The 19,769-nt window shown below is 36.0% G+C and carries 15 protein-coding genes; 10 read left to right on the forward strand and 5 right to left on the reverse strand.

From position 1 onward, the window contains the following. Position 1: 1 nt before the first annotated feature. A complete protein-coding gene (locus tag ACR1PN_RS03440; RefSeq protein WP_378177561.1) occupies positions 2-3,010 on the reverse strand; it encodes a SusC/RagA family TonB-linked outer membrane protein in 3,009 nt (1,002 codons plus the stop codon). Between the two features lie 869 nt (positions 3,011-3,879). Here ACR1PN_RS03440 and kduI point away from each other — a divergent pair. The 10 genes from kduI (at position 3,880) to ACR1PN_RS03490 (ending at position 16,038) form a co-directional block, all read left to right on the forward strand. Continuing rightward, complete coding sequence (gene kduI, locus ACR1PN_RS03445) at positions 3,880-4,716, forward strand: 5-dehydro-4-deoxy-D-glucuronate isomerase (RefSeq protein WP_433978894.1); 837 nt, start codon at positions 3,880-3,882, stop codon at positions 4,714-4,716. A gap of 8 nt (positions 4,717-4,724) precedes the next feature. Further along, a complete protein-coding gene (locus ACR1PN_RS03450) occupies positions 4,725-5,507 on the forward strand; it encodes a gluconate 5-dehydrogenase (protein WP_312076999.1) in 783 nt (260 codons plus the stop codon). Between the two features lie 18 nt (positions 5,508-5,525). Beyond that, the gene (gene uxaC / locus ACR1PN_RS03455; protein WP_433978895.1) at positions 5,526-6,923 is read left to right on the forward strand and encodes a glucuronate isomerase; all 1,398 of its coding nucleotides are present in this window, start codon (positions 5,526-5,528) and stop codon (positions 6,921-6,923) included. A gap of 380 nt (positions 6,924-7,303) precedes the next feature. Continuing rightward, complete coding sequence (locus ACR1PN_RS03460) at positions 7,304-8,308, forward strand: sugar kinase (protein WP_433978896.1); 1,005 nt, start codon at positions 7,304-7,306, stop codon at positions 8,306-8,308. Between the two features lie 222 nt (positions 8,309-8,530). Beyond that, positions 8,531-9,190 carry a bifunctional 4-hydroxy-2-oxoglutarate aldolase/2-dehydro-3-deoxy-phosphogluconate aldolase gene (locus tag ACR1PN_RS03465; protein ID WP_433978897.1) on the forward strand — a complete coding sequence of 220 codons (660 nt, stop codon included), beginning with the start codon at positions 8,531-8,533 and terminating at the stop codon, positions 9,188-9,190. 168 nt (positions 9,191-9,358) lie between these two features. Next, complete coding sequence (locus ACR1PN_RS03470) at positions 9,359-10,891, forward strand: MFS transporter (protein WP_433978898.1); 1,533 nt, start codon at positions 9,359-9,361, stop codon at positions 10,889-10,891. A 301-nt stretch (positions 10,892-11,192) separates the two neighbouring features. Continuing rightward, on the forward strand, positions 11,193-12,656 hold the full coding sequence (locus tag ACR1PN_RS03475; RefSeq protein ID WP_433978899.1) for a tagaturonate reductase: 1,464 nt from the start codon (positions 11,193-11,195) through the stop codon (positions 12,654-12,656). A 6-nt stretch (positions 12,657-12,662) separates the two neighbouring features. Next, positions 12,663-14,279: a UxaA family hydrolase gene (locus tag ACR1PN_RS03480; protein ID WP_433978900.1), complete on the forward strand. Its 1,617-nt coding sequence runs from the start codon at positions 12,663-12,665 to the stop codon at positions 14,277-14,279. Positions 14,280-14,484: 205 nt separating this feature from the next. Continuing rightward, positions 14,485-14,802 carry a hypothetical protein gene (locus ACR1PN_RS03485; RefSeq protein WP_433978901.1) on the forward strand — a complete coding sequence of 106 codons (318 nt, stop codon included), beginning with the start codon at positions 14,485-14,487 and terminating at the stop codon, positions 14,800-14,802. 18 nt (positions 14,803-14,820) lie between these two features. Beyond that, positions 14,821-16,038: a hypothetical protein gene (locus ACR1PN_RS03490; RefSeq protein WP_433978902.1), complete on the forward strand. Its 1,218-nt coding sequence runs from the start codon at positions 14,821-14,823 to the stop codon at positions 16,036-16,038. 51 nt (positions 16,039-16,089) lie between these two features. Here ACR1PN_RS03490 and ACR1PN_RS03495 read toward each other — a convergent pair whose 3' ends face one another. The 4 genes from ACR1PN_RS03495 to ACR1PN_RS03510 form a co-directional block, all read right to left on the reverse strand. Next, a complete protein-coding gene (locus ACR1PN_RS03495) occupies positions 16,090-16,644 on the reverse strand; it encodes an REP-associated tyrosine transposase (RefSeq protein WP_433978903.1) in 555 nt (184 codons plus the stop codon). Between the two features lie 871 nt (positions 16,645-17,515). Then, positions 17,516-17,899, reverse strand: coding sequence for a hypothetical protein (locus tag ACR1PN_RS03500; protein WP_433978904.1), 384 nt, complete (start codon positions 17,897-17,899; stop codon positions 17,516-17,518). A gap of 288 nt (positions 17,900-18,187) precedes the next feature. Beyond that, positions 18,188-18,676, reverse strand: a complete 489-nt coding sequence (locus ACR1PN_RS03505; protein ID WP_433978905.1) for a hypothetical protein — start codon at positions 18,674-18,676, stop codon at positions 18,188-18,190. A gap of 458 nt (positions 18,677-19,134) precedes the next feature. Next, positions 19,135-19,545, reverse strand: a complete 411-nt coding sequence (locus tag ACR1PN_RS03510; protein WP_433978906.1) for a hypothetical protein — start codon at positions 19,543-19,545, stop codon at positions 19,135-19,137. Between the last annotated feature and the right edge of the window lie 224 nt (positions 19,546-19,769).

Consider the following 19,769-nt stretch of genomic DNA (forward strand, 5'->3'; position numbering starts at 1 on the left):
GTTAAAAAGTTATGTCAACTCCTGATAATATAAATCTGCTTCGCGGGTAAGCTGCATAATCTACACCAGGGGTTAAAGGGTTTCTTCTTGTATTGGCTTCAGGGTCATAGCCGGAATATCCGGTGATTGTAAATACATTGTTCATTGTGAAATACAGTCTGAAATTGGAGAGTCCAAGCTGTTTTGTGAAATCTTTGCCTAAAGAATATCCTAAAGTTACGTTATTCAGTCTTAGGAACGATCCGTCTTCAATAGCATAAGAATGAAGGAAGTAAGCTCCGGCAGGCGGAGTCCACCCGGTTGTATTGGCATTTAACGCAGCAAGAGCTGTCGGATCATTTACTTTTTCACCTAGATCATTAAACCATCTCCATCTGTCAGCCACTTCTGCCAACATATTGTTGTCTCTGTATAAGTATTGCGTTGAATATTCAATTTTATTGGCGTTGTAAACTTTATTACCGACAGAGAAATTAAACATTAAGCTCATATCCCAGTTTTTATAACGGAAAGTCTGGTTAAAGCCACCATAGAATTTAGGTTGTGCATTTCCTAAATCTGTCATATCCTTATTATCAATTATTCCGTCACCATTAAGATCCACAAGTTTTAGATCTCCGGGCTGAACTGGTTTTGCTCCGTTTGCAGCAGCAGCAGAGCTTGGAATTCCGTCTTTCAAAGTATATATCTGAGTGGTCGGATTGTAATCAAAATCACTTATTTCATATCTTCCTCCAGTTACATATCCCCAATAAGTACCTACAGGTTTACCAACCTGTACAAGAAAATCATTTAAATTATTCTGCCATCCTGAAGGGAAATAATAATAATTTGCACTTGCAGAAGCATTATTACCTAAACTTTTGATGGTATTCCTGTTAGAAGAAATGTTGGCATCAATATTCCAGCTGAAGTTTTCATTGCTTATAATGGCGCTTCCAATTGAGAATTCAATCCCTTTATTTTCAGTACTACCTGAGTTTTGATACTGATATTCGTATCCCCTGTCTTTTGGAATTTGTGTGAGAAGCAAAAGGTCTTTCGTGTCAGTTTTGTACAGGTCTAAAGTACCATAAATTTTACCTTTAAATAAGCCAAAATCCAAACCAACATTTTTTGAAGCAGCAGCTTCCCACTTTACGTTCTTATTAGCCATGATATTTCCAGTAGTTGCCCCTGGTGTCACGTTCGTTCCAAAGGCATAGCCGTAATCTGAAGAGGTAGTAAAGAAGGTGTCATACAAAAATGCTCCAATTCTGTTGTTCCCGGATAAACCGTATCCTGCACGAAGTTTTAACTCACTGATGGTCTGGCTTTCTTTTAAGAAATTTTCTTCCTTAATTTTCCACGCTACGGATGCTGCAGGAAAATATCCCCATCTGTTTGACGGAGCAAATACGCTGGATCCGTCAGCTCTCATGGAAGCTGTTAAAATATATTTGTTTTTGTAGATATAGTTGGCTCTACCAAAAAAAGAAGCAAGGCGATCCGGCTGTCTTCCGGCTCTTGGCGCATCCTGAACCAGTCCTGCAGGTGGCGAAGCTGCCTGGATATTGGCAAAAGCTTCCTGAGCAGTGATTGATTTCGGAAACCATTTTATGGTCATTGCCAATGTTTCACCGTCTGTTTTTACAATTTCCTGTCCGGCTAATAAATCAAGTTTATGATTGCCGAATGTTTTTCTGAAATTTAATGTATTAGTATTTGTGATACGTCTGGTTTGTCCCTTACTTAATACAACAACAGGTTGGTCATTATTTTGTCTGGCAACACTGGTTACAGTTCCTGAAAATTGATTGATGAATTCATCCCTTTGAACATATCCTAAAACACTTCGGAAGGTAAAGTTTTTATTAATCTTATATTCAATAGTACCATTAAGCATCAGATCATTTCTTCCGTTCTCTTTGATCTCATTATTAGCCAGAAGGATAGGGTTGACAAGATTTGTTTGATCGGCAAACAAAGGATCAAACTCATCAACATTTACCGTTGACACTCCTTCAAATGGTTGATAGCGCACAGAATTCCTCAAACGGTTTGTACTTTGGGAGCCGGTAGCTGATGTTCCCGCGCCAAAAATGGTTTGGCGGCTGTAGCGAGCATTAAGACCCAGGCTTAGCTTTTTAGAAATGTCATAGTCGTATTTGAAATTAGCCATATTTCTTTTAAACCCGGAACCAATCATAATCCCATCCTCTTCAACATTATTTAAGGATAATGAGAATGATGAATTTTCCGAGCCGCCTGTTACAGATAAATTGTTTGTAAAGTTAAAAGCTTCTCTTCCGAAAACTTCGTCCTGCCAGTCTCTCTTTTTTACATCTCGATATTTGCTGAGCTGATCAAAAGTGCCGTATCTGTTGGTAAATGTAGTAATATCGGTATCAATACCGGCTTTGTTGTATAGCTCATACTGATAAAGCACGTATTGATACGGATCCAGTACATCAATCGTATTCTGGATTTTTCGTACACCCAGAAAACCATTGTAATTGATTAATGTTCTGGCTTTTTTACGACCGCTTTTTGTTGTAATCAATACAACGCCGTTTGCGCCTCGTGCACCATAAATATTGGTTGATGAAGCATCTTTCAGTACCTCGATAGATTCAATTTCTTTTGGAGATAAAACAGTGAGCGCATTGTCCATCTGAACACCATCTACAATATATAGAGGAGCATTACTTCCTGTAATAGAAGTACCTCCACGTATGACGATATCCACATCAGCTCCGGGAGATCCTTCACTGAGTGCAACTTTCACTCCGGCCATTCTTCCCTGAATCGCTTCAGCAGCATTTGTAGAAGGCATATCTTTGATTGCCTCTGCTTTAACGGAAGAAACAGAGTTCGTAACATCTTTCTTAGAAACTTTGGTGTATCCTACCAAAACCACCTCATCGATTTTGGTTTCTTTTTCCTTATCTTTTTCCTGGGCCATACCAAGTACAGGAAGAAGAAAGACAGTTAAATATAACCACTTTATTGAATGTACTTTTTTATCCATTAATGTATCCTTATATAGTTTAATTGTGGTAGAGAAATGTGTTGTTTCTCCTTAAGTTTTTTGGATTTTTAAGTATTCTGTTTTTTTAGCAGATATTTTTCGTCAGTTATACGCTTTTATTGTGCAATCGATTGCGTAAATTTTTACGATAAAATATCCTGGCTTCTAAACTAATATTATTTTTCATTACACAAAGAAAAAAATGTTATTTTTTTATTAATTTGATTGTTTGATTTGTTAATAGATATAAAATTTGATATTGTGTTTTTATTTTAAGTTGTTGTTTTTGAGTTATTTAATTTTGTTTTTAATACTCCATATCAAATTGGGAAAATGTTAAAACTTTCATTGCTTAATAATCGAAATTCTATGAAATTTGACAAAAATTCTATTTTTTTCATACTTTAAAACTCCCAAAAACTACAGTCAAAAGTATTTTTAGTATCAATATCTGATTTTTATCATATTTTTCGTCAAATTGTTTTGTGTATTTTATTAATGGTAAAAAAAACATTAAAATGTATGATTATTCTTATTTTATAATATATATCATTATCTAAACACTATTTGATTTAACTTATAAATAATTGTTGGCATGATTCTATTTTAATATATAGTTATGGTAAGTTTTGGTAAAAATTGTAACGAATTTTATCTCTTTTAAATTTAAAATATAAAATTATTTTCCATATTATTATTTTGAAAATCAATTAGTTGTAAATTTAAATTAAATTTTTGTTAACGAATTGATTATTATTTCTATATTAGACCTCAAGTATTTCTGTAATTTTTAGTGTAATTAAATGCAATCGATTACGCAATGTTTAACAGGTTTTTTTAAACCATAATGTAAGTATAAAATCTAAAGTATGACAAATTCAGAGTTTCGTTTCGCTCATCACCCAGAAGATGTAAAAAAATATACAACCGAGGACTTAAGAAGAGATTTTCTGATCGATAATTTGTTTAATGAAGAGCAGATTAATGTTGTATATTCTATGTACGACAGAATGATTGTTGGTGGTGCAATGCCTGTAAATAGCGCATTGAAGCTGGAACCGACAGACGATCTGAAAGCTGAAAATTTCTTAGACCGAAGAGAATTAGGAATCATCAACGTAGGTGCAGCCGGAAAGGTGACTGTTGACGGTGAAGTTTTTGAACTGGGAAATAAGGAAGCATTATACATCGGAAAAGGAGCAAAAGATGTTGTTTTTGAAAACGGAAATGAAGGTCAGACTTTATTTTATTTCAATTCTGCGCCGGCTCATCATTCTTATCCTACAAAGAAAATCACCAAGAACGAAGCTGAAATTGTAGAACTGGGCGAAACAAAATACGCAAACAGAAGAACAATCAACAAACTGATTGTAAACAGCGTGCTGGAAACCTGCCAGCTGCAAATGGGAATGACCGAACTGCACGAGGGAAGCGTTTGGAACACCATGCCTTCTCACACACATACCAGAAGAATGGAAGTTTATTTCTATTTTGATCTGGAAGACGGTCAGGCGGTAAGTCATTTCTTAGGTCAGCCAAATGAAACACGTCATATCTTTATGAAAAACAATGAAGCTGTATTGTCTCCGGAATGGTCTATTCACTCAGGCGTTGGAACTTCCAACTACACGTTTATCTGGGGAATGGCAGGCGAAAATATGGATTATGGCGATATGGACGCTGTTAAAACAAACGAACTAAAGTAATTTTTCACATGAATTTATTCGATTTATCCGGTAAAGTGGCCGTTGTTACAGGCGGAACTCACGGATTGGGAATGGCAATGGCTGAAGGTCTTGCCGCTGCAGGAGCTGAACTGGCCATCACAAGTACAACACCGTCAAAATTAGACGAAGCGCTTGAGTATTATCATTCTAAAGGATACAAAGCAACAGGATATATTTTTGACGTCACCGACGAACTGGAAGCCGCTCAGAAGGTAGCCCTAATGGAAGCTACTCATGGAAAAATAGACATCTTGGTCAACAATGCAGGTATTATCAAAAGAATTCCGGCGGTTGATATGGAGGTGGAAGACTTTAGAAAAGTAATCGATGTAGATCTTACCGGACCTTTCATCATGTCCAAATTAATTGGAAAGCACATGATTAAAAGAAAATCAGGAAAGATCATCAATATTTGCTCAATGATGAGTGAACTTGGCCGTGATAATGTTGTAGCGTATGCTTCAGCAAAAGGCGGACTGAAAATGCTTACCAAAAATTTAGCAACAGAATGGGCGAAACATAATATTCAGGTAAACGGAATCGGTCCGGGATATTTTGCAACGTCGCAAACAGAACCAATCAGAGTGGACGGAAATCCGTTCAACGAATTTATCATCAGCAGAACTCCGGAAGGAAGATGGGGAAATCCTGAAGATCTTGCAGGAACGGCTATTTTCCTGGCTTCAGACGCAAGTAAGTTCATCAACGGACAGATTATTTACGTTGATGGAGGAATTTTGGCAACCATCGGAAAGCCTTCAAACGAGTAACACTAGAATCAAACGACAATGAAATCTTTTATCACAGATAACTTTTTATTACAGAATAAATACGCTGAAGAATTATACTTCAACTACGCAGAAAAGCAGCCAATCATCGATTATCACAATCATTTGATTCCTAAAGATATCGCAGAAAATACAGTTTTCGATAATATTTCTAAGGTGTGGATTGCCGGCGATCACTACAAATGGAGAGCCATGCGTACGATGGGTGTGAATGAAAAATTCATCACCGGAGATGCTTCAGACAAAGAAAAATTCGAAGCTTGGGCTAAAACAGTTCCTTATACCTTGAGAAACCCTTTGTATCACTGGACGCATTTAGAATTAAAAAGATATTTCGGAATTGATGAATTGTTAAATGAAAATAACGCTTCAGAAATTTACGAAAACATCAGCGCTCAGCTTCAAACTCCTGAAAAATCGACAAGAGGTTTGCTGGAAATGATGAATGTAGAATCTTTGTGCACAACGGAAGATCCTATCGACATTTTGAATTACCACCAGGATTTGGCAAAAAGTGACTGGAAAGTTAAAGTAAGTACCGCATTCCGCCCTGATAAGGCGATTTTAATTGAAAACCACAACTTCGCAGATTATATTGCTAAATTGGGCGAGTCGGCAGGAATTGAAATCAATTCTTACCAGACTTTGTGCGATGCTTTGTTAAAAAGAATTGAATATTTCCACGAAAACGGATGCAGGCTTTGCGACCACGGATTGAACAATATTTCTTTCGAAGAAGCTACCGAAGCTGAAGTTTCAACAATCTTTGCTGATAAATTAGCCGGAAAAGTAATTGCTGAAAAGCAGGTAAATCAGTTCAAAACTGCGATTTTACTTTTCTTAGGTGAAGCTTACCACAAATTCGGTTGGGTTCAGCAGTTCCATTTGGGAGCGTTGAGAAACAACAACGAAAGAATGCACAGAATTTTAGGCCCTGATACGGGTTGGGATTCTATCGGTGACTTCGTTCAGGCTGAAACTTTGTCTAAATTATTAAACGCTTTAGACGGAAAAGATAAATTAACAAAAACAATTCTTTATAACTTAAATCCTGCCGACAACGAAATTTTCGCAACGATGATTGGGAATTTCAATGATGGAAGCATCAAAGGAAAAGTACAGTTTGGTTCAGGATGGTGGTTTTTAGACCAAAAAGACGGAATGATCAAGCAGATGAACGCCCTTTCAAACATGGGATTAATCAGCTGTTTCGTTGGAATGTTGACAGATTCCAGAAGTTTCTTATCTTTCCCGAGACACGAATATTTCAGAAGAGTATTGTGTAATCTTTTTGGCGAAGAAATGAAAAAAGGCGAATTGCCTGATGATATGGAGCATGTTGGGAAAATTATTTCCAATATTTGTTACCATAATGCCAAAAATTATTTCGATTTTTAAATTTTAATAATTTCTCTTGCGGATTTAGCTGATTACGCAGATCATTTTAAATCTGCAAAATTTGCTAAATCTGTGAGAGATTCAAAATATTTTTAAACCATTAAGGAAATTAAAAGGTTAAGTTTTTTTAAGTTTAAAATCTAAGATTTTATTAAGCTGGCCGCTTAAAGTAAAGCTCAACTTAATTTTTCTAAACTCCTTAATAAAATCTTAATGGTTTAAATAAAAATAATTGAATATCTAAAACTCTTTGTGGTCTTATTTAAGTGAAACGCCTTTGTGAACTTAAAAATATACATCAAGTTTTAAAAAGAAAATCTTTGCGAACTTTGCGTTAAAACAACAGCAGATATTCAAAAAATTAAGGTTAGTAAAAACTTATGAGTAAAATACTTACTTTCGGTGAAATCATCATGCGACTTTCGCCTCCAGGAAACAGAACCATGAAGCAAAGCCATGAAATGGAATTTTTCTTCGGCGGTACTGAGCTTAATGTCGCTTCATCACTGGCAACTATGGGTTGTGAAGTGAAGCATGTAAGCGCTGTTTCTGATGATTTTGTGGGAGAATCGGCTTTATCTTTTGTAAAAAGCTTCGGAATTGATACTAATTTTATTTCTAAAAATGAACATCCTTTAGGTTTGTACTTTTTAGAAGTAGGATCGTCGGTTCGTGCGAGCAGAATTGCTTACAACAGATTGAACGGCTCTTTCGCAAACATCGAAGCAGCAAAAATCGACTGGAAAAAAGCTTTGGAAGGCTGCGATTATTTTCACTGGACGGGAATCAGTCCGGGAATTTCAGAATCGGCTTATGAAAGTTTGAAAGAAGGTTTGAAAACCGCTCGTGAATTGGGAATTGAGATTACAACAGATCCGGCTTACCGTTCCAACCTTTGGAAATATGGCAAAAATGGAAATGAAGTTTTAAAAGAATTGGTTTCTCTATCAACCATTTTCATCGGCGGTGTGAATGAAATCAACGAAATCTTAGGAACTCAGTTTTCATCAGACAAAAACGGTTTTCTGGAAGCTTGTGAAGAATTAAAAAAGCAATGTCCATCCATTCATAAAATTTTCGACAAAATCAGAATCGGAGTTACTGCAAGTTCGCAGCAAACACAGGGAAGAGCTTTAGTCAACGGAAATTATTTTGAAACTAAATTTTTAGAAATAGACCAAGTTGTCGATAGAATCGGAACGGGAGATGCCTTTGCAGCAGGTTTAATTTATGGCTTAAAAAATTTCGATGATGAAAAAGCCTTACATTTCGCAAACGCCGCCTGTGCCATCAAACACACCATTTTAGGAGACATCAACTATTGCAGCGCAGAAGATATTCTCGAAGTAATGACCGGAAATTCTGGCGGAAGAATCAAAAGGTAAGTTGGCTTCTGGCTGCTAGCTTTTGGTTTTTGATAACTTTAAACTAAAAAATATTTGTGTTCTTGGCTGAGTGAAACGCCTTTGCGAACTTAAAAACAGTTAGTAGTCAAAAAAAATCTTTGCGGACTTTGCGTTAAAAACAAAAGCCTTTAAAGGAACAGCGCACTAAAGGATAGACTTAATCCCATTAAAAATTATTTTTAAACAAGATAATTCAACAAAATGACAAAAATTCAAACCGTTACCAATGCCATCATCAATCAGGGGATTTTGCCTTTGTATTATAATGCTGATGAAACGGTAACTATAGACATATTAAAATCGCTTTACAAAGCAGGAATCCGTGCGGTAGAATATACAAGCCGTGGTGAAGCTGCGTTGAGCAATTTTACAAAAATGGTAGAAATCCGTAATGCGGAAATGCCGGAAATGCTTTTAGGAATCGGAACAATTAAAAATCTACAGCAAGCTGAGGAATATTACCAAGTTGGGGCAGATTTCTTTATCAGTCCGGGTTTTGTGCCTGAAGTGGCAGCATTTTTAATTCCAAAAGATGTTTTGTACAGTCCGGGTTGTATGACGCCGACTGAAATTATCACCGCTGAAGCTGCAGGAGTAACTTTCATTAAATTATTCCCGGGAAATGCTTTAGGTGCAGGATTTATGAGTGCCATCAAAGATGTTTTTCCAAATCTGAAATTTATGCCAACGGGTGGAGTAGACACAACGAAAGAAAGTATCGAAAGCTGGTTCAAAGCGGGAGTTTCTGCGGTTGGAATGGGAAGCAAATTGGTAAGCAAAGATTTGATGGCTGCAAAAGATTACGCAACCATTGAAAATGAAACGAAGAAAGTGTTGGAAATTATCCGGACTTTAAAATAATAATTAAAAAGTTACGCAATAAATAGCTTCGTCGCCTTCGCTGAGTGAAATCGTAGATTCGACATAGTCAAACGCTTTTGCGACCGAAAATATGCAGGAGTTTGATAAAAAAATCTTTGCGGACTTTGCGTTAAAAACAACAAATAAGTAACTAAATTCTAAACAAGTATGAGTTCGGTTAAGTCTCTTAAACCAAGTACATTCAGATGGACGATATGTTCGTTACTGTTCATTGCCACGACCATCAATTATTTGGACCGTCAGGTTTTATCATTAACGTGGAAAGATTTTATTGCTCCAGAATTTCACTGGAACAATAACGATTACGGAAATATCACTGCATTATTCTCTATTTTCTACGCCGTAGGAATGCTTTTCGCTGGTAAATTCGTAGACTGGATGGACACCAAAAAAGGTTTCCTTTGGGCCATCGGAGTTTGGTCTATCGGTGCGGTTTTACATGCATTCTGCGGAATTGCAACATCAGGAATTCTGACTGGAAACTGGTTTGCTGGTTTTCACGGTTCTAAAGAAATGATTGCAACAGTTTCCAATACTTCAGCGATTATCAGTACGAGTGTAACGTTGTTTATTTTTGCACGTTTTGTTTTGGCCATCGGTGAAGCTGGAAATTTCCCGGCTGCAATCAAGACAACAGCAGAATATTTCCCTAAAAAAGACCGAGCATTTTCTACCAGTATCTGGAACGCGGGAGCGACGGTTGGAGCTTTGGCGGCACCGGTTACCATTCCTTTCATTGCCAAATCAATGGGTTGGGAATGGGCGTTTATCATTATTGGTGCGTTAGGATTTGTATGGATGGGACTTTGGGTTTTCTATTACAAAAAACCTCACGAGCATCATAAAGTAAACGAACATGAATTAAATTATATCAATCAGGATCAGGAAGAGGTTGTTGCTGAAGAAGCTGTACCTCAGACGGAAGAAAGAAAATTCACTTTCAAAGAATGTTTCAGCTACAGACAGACTTGGGCATTTGCTTTTGGTAAATTTATGACGGACGGTGTTTGGTGGTTCTTTTTATTCTGGACTCCGGCATATTTGAGCTCTGTTTACGGAATGGATTCTACGCAAAGTGCATTCCCGCTTTTTGTATTGTATATGATAACGTTATTCTCCATTATCGGAGGATGGCTTCCAAAATATTTTGTGGAAAAAAAAGGAATGAACGCGTATTCAGGAAGAATGAGAGCCATGTTGATTTTCGCATTTTTCCCATTATTGGCACTTTTAGCACAACCTTTAGGTGGATCAACATATTGGATTCCTGTTTTAATCATCGGGATTGCAGGAGCAGCGCACCAGGCTTGGTCAGCAAATATCTTTTCAACAGTCGGCGATATGTTCCCGAAAAAAGCCATTGCAACCATCACCGGAATTGGTGGAATGGCGGGTGGAATCGGATCATTTATCATCAACAAATCTTCCGGAGTTTTATTCGATCACGCTCACAAAGCTTGGTCAACGGTTGACGGAACTCCTTTATTGGAAAAATATCCTCAATATGTTAATGAAAGATTACCGGACGGATTCTTCGAGCAATTGGAAAAATCAGGAGCTGTGGTCGTAGACGGAATCGATAAAGGATACATGATTATTTTCTCAATCTGCGCCGTAGCATACCTGATCGCCTGGACAGTAATGAAAACATTGGTTCCAAAATATAAAGTGATTAAATAATTTTTAAACCATTAAGAACATTTTAGCAGTTAAGAAATATTAAGAATTTGCGAGCAAATTAAAGGCAAGCTTAAGAAATTTATTTCTCTTAACTAAACTTAAATACTTAATAAATCTTAATGGTTAAAAGTATAATAGAAAGTAAATAAAAAACTCTTTGTTGTCTTATTTAAGTGAAATCGAAGATTCGACGAAGTCAAACGCCTTTGCGAACTTAAAAATATACATCGAGCTTTAAAAGAAAACTTTGCGTCCTTTGCGTTTAAAACAAACCAAAGTAATCGCAACAATATTTAGAAAGATGGAAAATCAAATAAAACAAAAATTAAATCGTGAATTAAACAATTCTCAGGAAAAACTTCCGATCAAAATAGTACAGTTCGGTGGCGGAAATTTCATGAGAGGATTCACAGATTATATAATTGATAAATTAAACAAAGAAACCGACTGGAAAGGTGGAATTGTTAATTTACAGGCAACACCCAACGGCTCTATTCAGAAAATGGAAGAGCAGGACAATTTATATACACTTTTCACAAGAGGAATTAAAAAAGGAGAAATCCACGATGGAAAGCAGGTCATTTCTGCGATTCAGAAATCGGTAAATCCTTATGCAAACTACGATGAATTCTTAGCTTTGGCGAAAGAAGAAGAATTGGAGTTTATATTTTCAAATACTACAGAAACAGGAATTGCTTATGATGAAACGGAAACTTCTTACCAAGGTCCGCACAAGAATTTCCCTGCGAAAGTAGCGGTTTTATTGTACGAAAGATTCAAGCATTTCAATGGAGCCGCAGATAAAGGTTTAAGAATTATTCCTTGCGAATTAATCGAAGACAACGCCTTTACATTAAGAGACATCATCATCAAATATGCACAACTTTGGAATTTAGAAGAAGGATTTGTGCAATGGATTGAACAAAATAATTATTTTCATAACACCTTAGTAGACAGAATCGTTCCGGGTTATCCGAAAGACGATGCAGAATCTTACGAAGATCAGTTGGATTACGAAGATCAGATGATGGTGGTTTCAGAATGCTTCTTACTTTTTGTGATTCAGGAGGCTGGAAATTTAAATGAAAGAATTCCACTCAATAAAATCAACGAACAGATTTTAGTCGTTGATGATATTCAGCCATATCGTTTAAGAAAAGTAAGAATCCTGAATGGTGGTCATACTTTAATGTTGGCTCCTGCGATTTTATCAGGAAAAGAACTGGTAAAAGAAGCGATTGATGACCAGTTTATCGGGACTTTTTTAAGTGATGCTATTTTTAATGAAGTCAATCAGACTTTAGGTTTAGATATGACTGAATTGAAAGATTTTGCGGAAGAAGTTTTCGACCGTTTCAGAAATCCTTTCATTAAACACCATTTGGCGAGCATCGCTTTGTATTTTGTTTCTAAATTTAAAGTAAGAGTTTTACCAAGTTTACTGACTTACGTGGAAACTAACGGAAAATTACCGGTAAATCTTACGTTCTCTTTAGCAAGTTTAATCAGATTCTATCAGGGAAGTTATGGTGAAAAAGCTCTTCCATTGAATGATGAAGCAGGAATTATTGCTAAATTTAAAGAAATCTGGGCGAATGAAGATTACGAAAAAGTAGCTGAATCGGCACTTTCAGAAAAATCTTTCTGGGACATGGATCTGACTCAGGTTGAAGGCTTGAAAACAGCGGTTGCCAAAGCATTGTACGAAATCGATCACAATGACATGGAAACTGCGTATAACAATTTTGTACAATTCAATTCTTAAGAAATCATGCAAAAGAAAGTACTGAAAGTAAATCCTAAAGACAACGTTATTGTAGCGCTGTTGGATTTGCCCGCCGGAGAATCGGTACATCTTGACGGTACAGATTATACGGTTGTAAAAGATATTAAGGCTAAACATAAATTTGCCGCTGTAGATTTTGAAGATGGTGACCATGTTATTATGTATGGGGTAATCGTTGGAAAAGCGAATCAATCCATCAAAAAAGGTGAAGTCATTACAACTGAAAATGTAAAACACCAAAGCGCAAAAGTAGAAGGTAAAACTGAAACGTTAGGCTGGACTCCACCGAATGTTGATAAATGGAAAGACCGTACTTTCATGGGATATCACCGTGAAGACGGACAGGTAGGAACAGAAAACGTTTGGCTCTTCTTTCCTTTAGTATTCTGCGAAAACAAGAATATCGAAACATTGAAAGATATTTTTGAAAAGGAATTACTTCACGATAAAGCCAGCAAACATCAGCTTTTATTACGATCATTATTAAATGGCGGCGCGACTGATGTTGTTGAGGAAGAAAAAGAAGAAGATACGAGAGTATTTAAAAATATCGATGTAAGATTCATCACGCACCAAGGCGGTTGTGGTGGAATTCGTCAGGATGCTGAAGCATTGGGGAGACTGTTTGCAGGATATGTAAACAACCCGAACGTTGCAGGAGCGACGGTTCTAAGTTTAGGTTGCCAGAATCTTCAGGTGCAGATTTTTATGGATGCCCTTCACGCTTTGGCTCCGAATAACAAAAAACCAATCGTTGTTTACGAACAGCAAAAATCGGGAACGATTGATGAAATGCTTACCGGCGTGATCAAAGATTCTTATGAAGGTATTAAAAAAGCCAACGATATTGAAAGAAAACCTGCGCCAATCACCAAACTGAATATCGGTTTGGAATGTGGTGGTTCAGACGGTTTCTCAGGAATTTCTGCAAACCCTGTTTTGGGTGAAGTTTCTGATATTATGGCGGCAGTCGGCGGAACAACCATGTTAGCTGAATTCCCTGAATTGTGTGGAGTAGAGCAGGAGTTGGTGAACCGTTGCATCAATGATGAAGATGGTGTGAAATTCCTTCAGTTGATGAAAGATTTTGAAAAATCTGTCGTGGCGGCAGGTTCAGGTTTTGATATGAATCCATCTCCCGGAAATATCAAAGACGGTCTAATTACCGATGCCATGAAATCCGCTGGAGCAGCCAAAAAAGGTGGTGCAGCCCCAATTGTAGAAGTTCTTGATTTTACAGAATACGCAACAAAACCAGGACTGAATCTTCTGTGTACTCCCGGAAATGATGCCGAATGTACAACCGCTTTGGTTGGCTCAGGAGCAACCGTAGTTCTTTTCACAACCGGTTTGGGGACACCGATGGGAAACCCTATTTCTCCGGTCGTGAAGATTTCTTCGAATACGGTTTTGGCAGAGAAAATGCCGGATATTATTGATTTTAATGCAGGAACGGTCATCAGCGGAGATAAAACGATTCCCGAAGCAGCAGATGAGTTGTTAGAATACATCATTAAAGTAGCCAGCGGTGAGGTAAAAACCAAAGCCGACCTACTCAATCAGAATGATTTCATTCCATGGAGACGAGGGGTCTCTTTGTAATGGGTTAATTATATTAAATATTAGGGTTGAAAATGCTTCCTGCTTCGGTAGGGAGCATTTTCTTTTTTGGCGATAGCACATTTATCGATAACGCGGATTTGTAATCCGTGCTTATTACATATTTACAATATGTAATTATAATATTTTAAAGCATATAGTCACGGATTTCAAATCCGCGACATCGGGTTAATAGAATATATAGAATATGCCAGAAATTGAAAAGTTAGAAAGGGCGTTAGAAAAATTATTAAAAATTCAAGATGATTCACGTTGGCCTATGCACGACAAAGAAAAAGGTAAAAACCAAAAAATTCGTGACGATGCACAACGAGAACTTGATCATCAAATCTATTTAGCAAGGTTTGTTATTAAAGAAAACGATTTATTAAATCTAAAGCTAGGAGAAAATCGTTCAGGACATGATAAAGCTTTATGGATGAGTGAGTTTTCAAAATATTTCAGTGATGATATTAAAGAGTTTATAAAATTAATTAGAAATAAAATTGAGGAATTAAAAAGTTAATTAAAGACTTTTATTGAAGTGATAAAAAAATATAAGGTTCCGTTCATTATTAATTATGATTTTGCTGAAGATCATTCAACTTTGTGTATCTGGTGTAAAAAAGAGAATAAAAAAAATATTGCTCATATCTTATCAAAAAGTATTTTAATCAGTGAACACAATAAAAATAAATTATTTGCAACTGTTTGCGAAAATTGTAATTCATTTTTTGGTAAAAATATTGAAGACTGGATATTTAAGTATTCTCCACTAAATTATTGGATAAGTAAGGACAATAAAGGCAGTATTTATTTAAAGGATGATAGGAGCTTAATATATAAACAGGTATTTCTATGGTTAAAAGAATATAATGAATGGTTTATTTCGACAAATATTAAAGGAGAGCAATTTCCACCACAATTAATCTTTAAAGAAGATGGAGAAATTATTTGTTATAATTATGCGGATGGAAAAATTCAAAATACAATCTTCTATTTTAAAAATTTTGCAGATGTCATAGAAAGAAAAGATTTTACTACCTACCTTTCGGATAAATTGCCATTTAATTTCAATCCAAGAATTATAATTTATGATTCAAAATATATAGTTGTTGGTCGAGATAAAAATGATATAAAAAAGATTTTAGATTGTAATTTTAATTATAATGAAATTACTACTTCGACTTATTTGCTGAAGCAAAAACAGCATAAAGAATTACTTGTACTTTATAAATGGTCGGTTAAAAAATATTTAAAATTCTGTGCTAAGATTTCTTTCGAATTTTTATCTCTTTTTAAAGGACCTGAATTTGTTTTAAATGATGATTTTGATGGGTTCAGACAATTTTTATTCCATGATAAGAAAGATGATTTTACACAAATCCCCTTTCTAAGTGGCGAAGGACTAGTTAAAAATAGATTAACGGTGAATGGATGGGTTTCTATCTGTGATAAAGTGAAAATTTCAAAATCTTTTCAGTTACCTACTTTTTTACTTCCGGAAGAAAATAAGTTTAGTTTTTCATTAGTTATTTATAAGGTAGACAGTTATTTATGCGCTTCAATGAAATTATTTGAAATTGAGGTTTGTAATATTATTTTGGCTCAAATTTACGAACCGTTAGGCTCAATTTATTATATTACTTATTCTCCAAGTGATGATTGTTTATGTTTTTATGAAGGAGCAGGGGAAGGAGAAAGAATTGATAAAGAATTATTACTTGTAACTAACGAGGATTCGGCTAAATTAATAAACTAGCCTCCCGATGTCGCGGATTTGCAATCCGTGACGACAACACACAACAATTATTCATCCCATAAAAACCACAAAAACATCCAAAGGACTATCCAAGTCTGCATAATTTCGTGCACTACTGAAGTAATAATGCTCAGGTTCTGTCACTATTTTCTGTTTCACAGGATTTTGATGAATGTAATTTATTTTTTCTTTAATCCATTTGTTTGAAAAAACTTCCTCGGCATGATATCCATCTTGCCAAACTTTGAATTTTTGTTCCCGAGATAAATGTTCGCAGGATTTTTTAAAATAATCCAACATCCATTCTTTTCGGCTTTCAGGTTCAGATTGTATGATTTCAATAATTTTTTTTGAAGTAAATTTCTTAAAATCACGCATGATTTCAGATAACGTATATTTTCCATCTGCTCTGCAGAAAATATGCAGGTGATTTGACATTAAACAGTATGCAAAAATAGAAAGATTTTTTTGTGCCTGACAGTATTTTAATGAATCTATAATTACCATTTTTTGTGATAATCTGGTAAATACATCAATCCATCCTACCGTAGTAATTGTGATAAAGTAAGCCTGATCAATATCTAATGCTTTGTATTTCGTAGACATTTGTGTTTTTGTTTAAATGTACAAAATATTTTTCTTTTAGATTCGATCGCGCGGGTTTGTAATTCGATGGCGCGGATTTGTAATCCGTGCTTAGGATATCTTATATTGTAGAAAGTCACGGATTGCAAATCCGCGACATCGTTTGTATCGTTTGTCTGGTTGAACAATGAATTGGTTTTCTTGATTTTTACCTCCCGAAAATAAGTGTTAAATTCATTTTTTGCTCATCGCTCAAAAAAATAATTTTATCTATGTATTATTGGTTAAGATTGGTGTTCACTATAAATCATTTTTAGTTTAAAATTATAAAAAACTATTCATGTAATACAAATTTATGACATTTAACGATTATCAATGATATGTATTTTAAAATGATCTGAAAGCGGTCACAAGCGAGACGCTTTCGGCAGCAAAAACCATTCTCGACACGTTCCCAACCCCCAAATTTGCCGTTCCCAACCTCTCCCGATACATGCAACACCCATTAGAATACGTTCCGAAGAGGTCACGATACGTTGTCTAACCTATCCCGACACGTTCATCACATGTCCAGTGGGGTTATTGATGTCTCTGACGGGGTGATATATGTCTTCAGATACGTTATGTAGCCTATCCCGATAGGTTAAAAAGGGTTAAAAGACCGCTCCAGGCCTTTCCCTGACGTATACTGAATGGTAAAAAACCTCATCAGACGATTAAAGAACGTCTTCGGGTGATTGAATGACGTGCCCGGACCTGTAGCAAACTTCTTTGGATGATTAAAGAACGTGAACTTATCATTAGAAAAGGTATATCAACAGCTGAAAGAGAGGGAGAAGCTATAAAAATACCCCTCCGTAGAATGGGGAGGGGTAATTTGTGTATTGCTGTTTTACTTTTTCTCTTCAGGCGGGAGTGTAGAAGTGGAGTTTTTTACAAAGAACTGCTTCAGATCTTTATATTTATTTTCAAATCCCGGTGCTGAAGTTCCCGCTTTATAAGTGGTGTACGAATAATCCATCAGTGCCGACTGATAATTGTCGTAATTATGCAGCGTTTTGGCATTATTCATTCTCGTAATCAGGCTTTCGAGTCTGCTGATCATGGTCTCCATGCTGTTTCGTGAGCTGTGGTCTTTGTTGAATTCTGCCCAGTCTACTTCGGGGAAGCCCAGACAGGTTCCACAAAGCTTCCGATACGTTACAAAACCCATCCCGATACGTTCATCAGAAGTCCGGCGGGGTTGCAGACGTCTCTGATGACGTTCCCAATACATCTGGATACGTTACCAACCTATCCCGACAGGTAAAAGATACCTCCTGATAGGTAAAAGACCACATCCGAGCTATCAGCAACGTATCCGGAGGTGTCAATAACCGTTTCCGACCATTAAAGAACGTCTCCTGATGGATGAAAGACGTCAGCCAACCTATCCGGAACGTAGCGGAAGTAGTGGAGAACGCCTCCCGAGTATTAGCCAACCTGGTGAAACCAATAAAATGAATGTAAGGTTATAAAAAATACCCCTCCAAATTACTGAAGGGGGTGGTTGGTCATTGTTATTTTACTTTTTTTCCTCTGTCGGACTGGACGGAGGTGGAGTTTTTACAAAAAACTGCTTGAGGTCATTGTACTTATCTTCAAATCCCGGTGCCGACGACCCTGCTTTGTAGGCAGTGAAAGAATAATCTACCAAACCTGCCTGATAATTGTCGTAATCGTGGAGAATTTTGGCATTGGTCATTCTTGTAATCAGACTTTCCAATTTGCTGATCATGGCTTCCATGCTTCTTCGGGAGCTGTGATCTTTGTTAAATTCCTCCCAGTCGACCTCAGGAGAGCTTAAATTAGGTTGACTGCTGTTGTAGTCGTGTACCTTATTCACAAAGAGTTTGTTTTTCTCATTGATGCTCCCATACTGTTTTCGGTCGTCTGGTGAAAGGTTGAAAGTGATTTCAGCAAGTGCTGTTTCCAGTGCCGCGATGGCATCCTGTGCGGCAGTGATCTTGGCACTGCTCAAATGGGTGGAGTTCAAATTTGTTAATCCCATCATTTTTGATTTTAAAGGTTAATACTTATTTATATAAAATCGTGTGTTTTTATTTTGAGAAAAACTAAGGTAGAGAAAAATTTAATACAGAAATGAAAAAATTGTACTGGGATTATTGAAAAGGAGCAATGGACATTACCCGTGGTGAATTTTCAATTAATATTAGACCCGTCAATTCGAGTGTTTTTTCGTAACAAAGTGGAGAAAAAATGTATCGAGAATAGCTTTATCTTCAAAATTATAAACTTCTCGATACGATTTTTTTCAAAAATCTACTCGAAGTGACGAAAGTACATCGATATGGACAGCAGGTTAATCAATACCTACTTTGTTTTAAAACCTCAGTTTTCCATTTAATATTCACAGCTGTATTCTTTTGTTGCAAGCGGTTTCTCACAGAACTTAAAGGAGCTGAAAAACGATGCGGTTTTGAATTGGAAGTTTTATCAGTCACATAGCGGTTAAACGTAACTGTTTTGCCTGCAGTTGAAACCTTCTCCGTGAAATATAGGTGTTACCAATTTTCCGTCTTTACTACGGGATTTATTTAAAATTAGTAAACGTGAATTCTTTATACCCTGAATTTTCGGTTCCGCACTACTTCCCATTTCATACATTTCACATGAGCTTCCAAATGGCCCATATTCGAAAACATTATATATTTTTTCAGTTTTGATGGCAGAATCGTACGAGTAGGTTACTTTAAAAGTATTCTCTGAAACAAAATATCCTTCCACTGCAGAATTGTAGTCAGTATTAAATTTATCCAAAAGTTCGTTGAACGGGATCTGTACTGGTGAACAAAATTTAGTAGCGCTTGTTGCAATTAAATAAACTGTTGCAATCAATACTATTGGGATTAATTTTTTCATATTTGATTTTTTTTTGGTTTTTATTAAAACTAATATAATGAATTATTTAGAATAAAAATTAATACCACAAAATTCTTAAAAAACTATTTTCTTCCTGTAAATTTTAATTAACTTTAAAACGTTTATAGTTTTGAATTATAGTTTTTATAAATCATTTAATTTTTATCAATAGATTATATTTATTAATTTAAACTTTTAAATTTACACCAAAATAAACATTAAAA

Origin of the sequence: Chryseobacterium sp. RLHN22 (assembly GCF_051011795.1) — a bacterium.
Classification (GTDB): Bacteria; Bacteroidota; Bacteroidia; order Flavobacteriales; family Weeksellaceae; genus Chryseobacterium; species Chryseobacterium zhengzhouense.

Coding starts and splice junctions, on each gene's coding strand:
- ACR1PN_RS03440 (WP_378177561.1), bottom strand. CDS start 3,010: ATGGATAAAAAAGTACATTCAATAAAGTGGTTATATTTAACTGTCTTT.
- kduI (WP_433978894.1), top strand. CDS start 3,880: ATGACAAATTCAGAGTTTCGTTTCGCTCATCACCCAGAAGATGTAAAA.
- ACR1PN_RS03450 (WP_312076999.1), top strand. CDS start 4,725: ATGAATTTATTCGATTTATCCGGTAAAGTGGCCGTTGTTACAGGCGGA.
- uxaC (WP_433978895.1), top strand. CDS start 5,526: ATGAAATCTTTTATCACAGATAACTTTTTATTACAGAATAAATACGCT.
- ACR1PN_RS03460 (WP_433978896.1), top strand. CDS start 7,304: ATGAGTAAAATACTTACTTTCGGTGAAATCATCATGCGACTTTCGCCT.
- ACR1PN_RS03465 (WP_433978897.1), top strand. CDS start 8,531: ATGACAAAAATTCAAACCGTTACCAATGCCATCATCAATCAGGGGATT.
- ACR1PN_RS03470 (WP_433978898.1), top strand. CDS start 9,359: ATGAGTTCGGTTAAGTCTCTTAAACCAAGTACATTCAGATGGACGATA.
- ACR1PN_RS03475 (WP_433978899.1), top strand. CDS start 11,193: ATGGAAAATCAAATAAAACAAAAATTAAATCGTGAATTAAACAATTCT.
- ACR1PN_RS03480 (WP_433978900.1), top strand. CDS start 12,663: ATGCAAAAGAAAGTACTGAAAGTAAATCCTAAAGACAACGTTATTGTA.
- ACR1PN_RS03485 (WP_433978901.1), top strand. CDS start 14,485: ATGCCAGAAATTGAAAAGTTAGAAAGGGCGTTAGAAAAATTATTAAAA.
- ACR1PN_RS03495 (WP_433978903.1), bottom strand. CDS start 16,644: ATGTCTACGAAATACAAAGCATTAGATATTGATCAGGCTTACTTTATC.
- ACR1PN_RS03500 (WP_433978904.1), bottom strand. CDS start 17,899: ATGTATTGGGAACGTCATCAGAGACGTCTGCAACCCCGCCGGACTTCT.
- ACR1PN_RS03505 (WP_433978905.1), bottom strand. CDS start 18,676: ATGATGGGATTAACAAATTTGAACTCCACCCATTTGAGCAGTGCCAAG.
- ACR1PN_RS03510 (WP_433978906.1), bottom strand. CDS start 19,545: ATGAAAAAATTAATCCCAATAGTATTGATTGCAACAGTTTATTTAATT.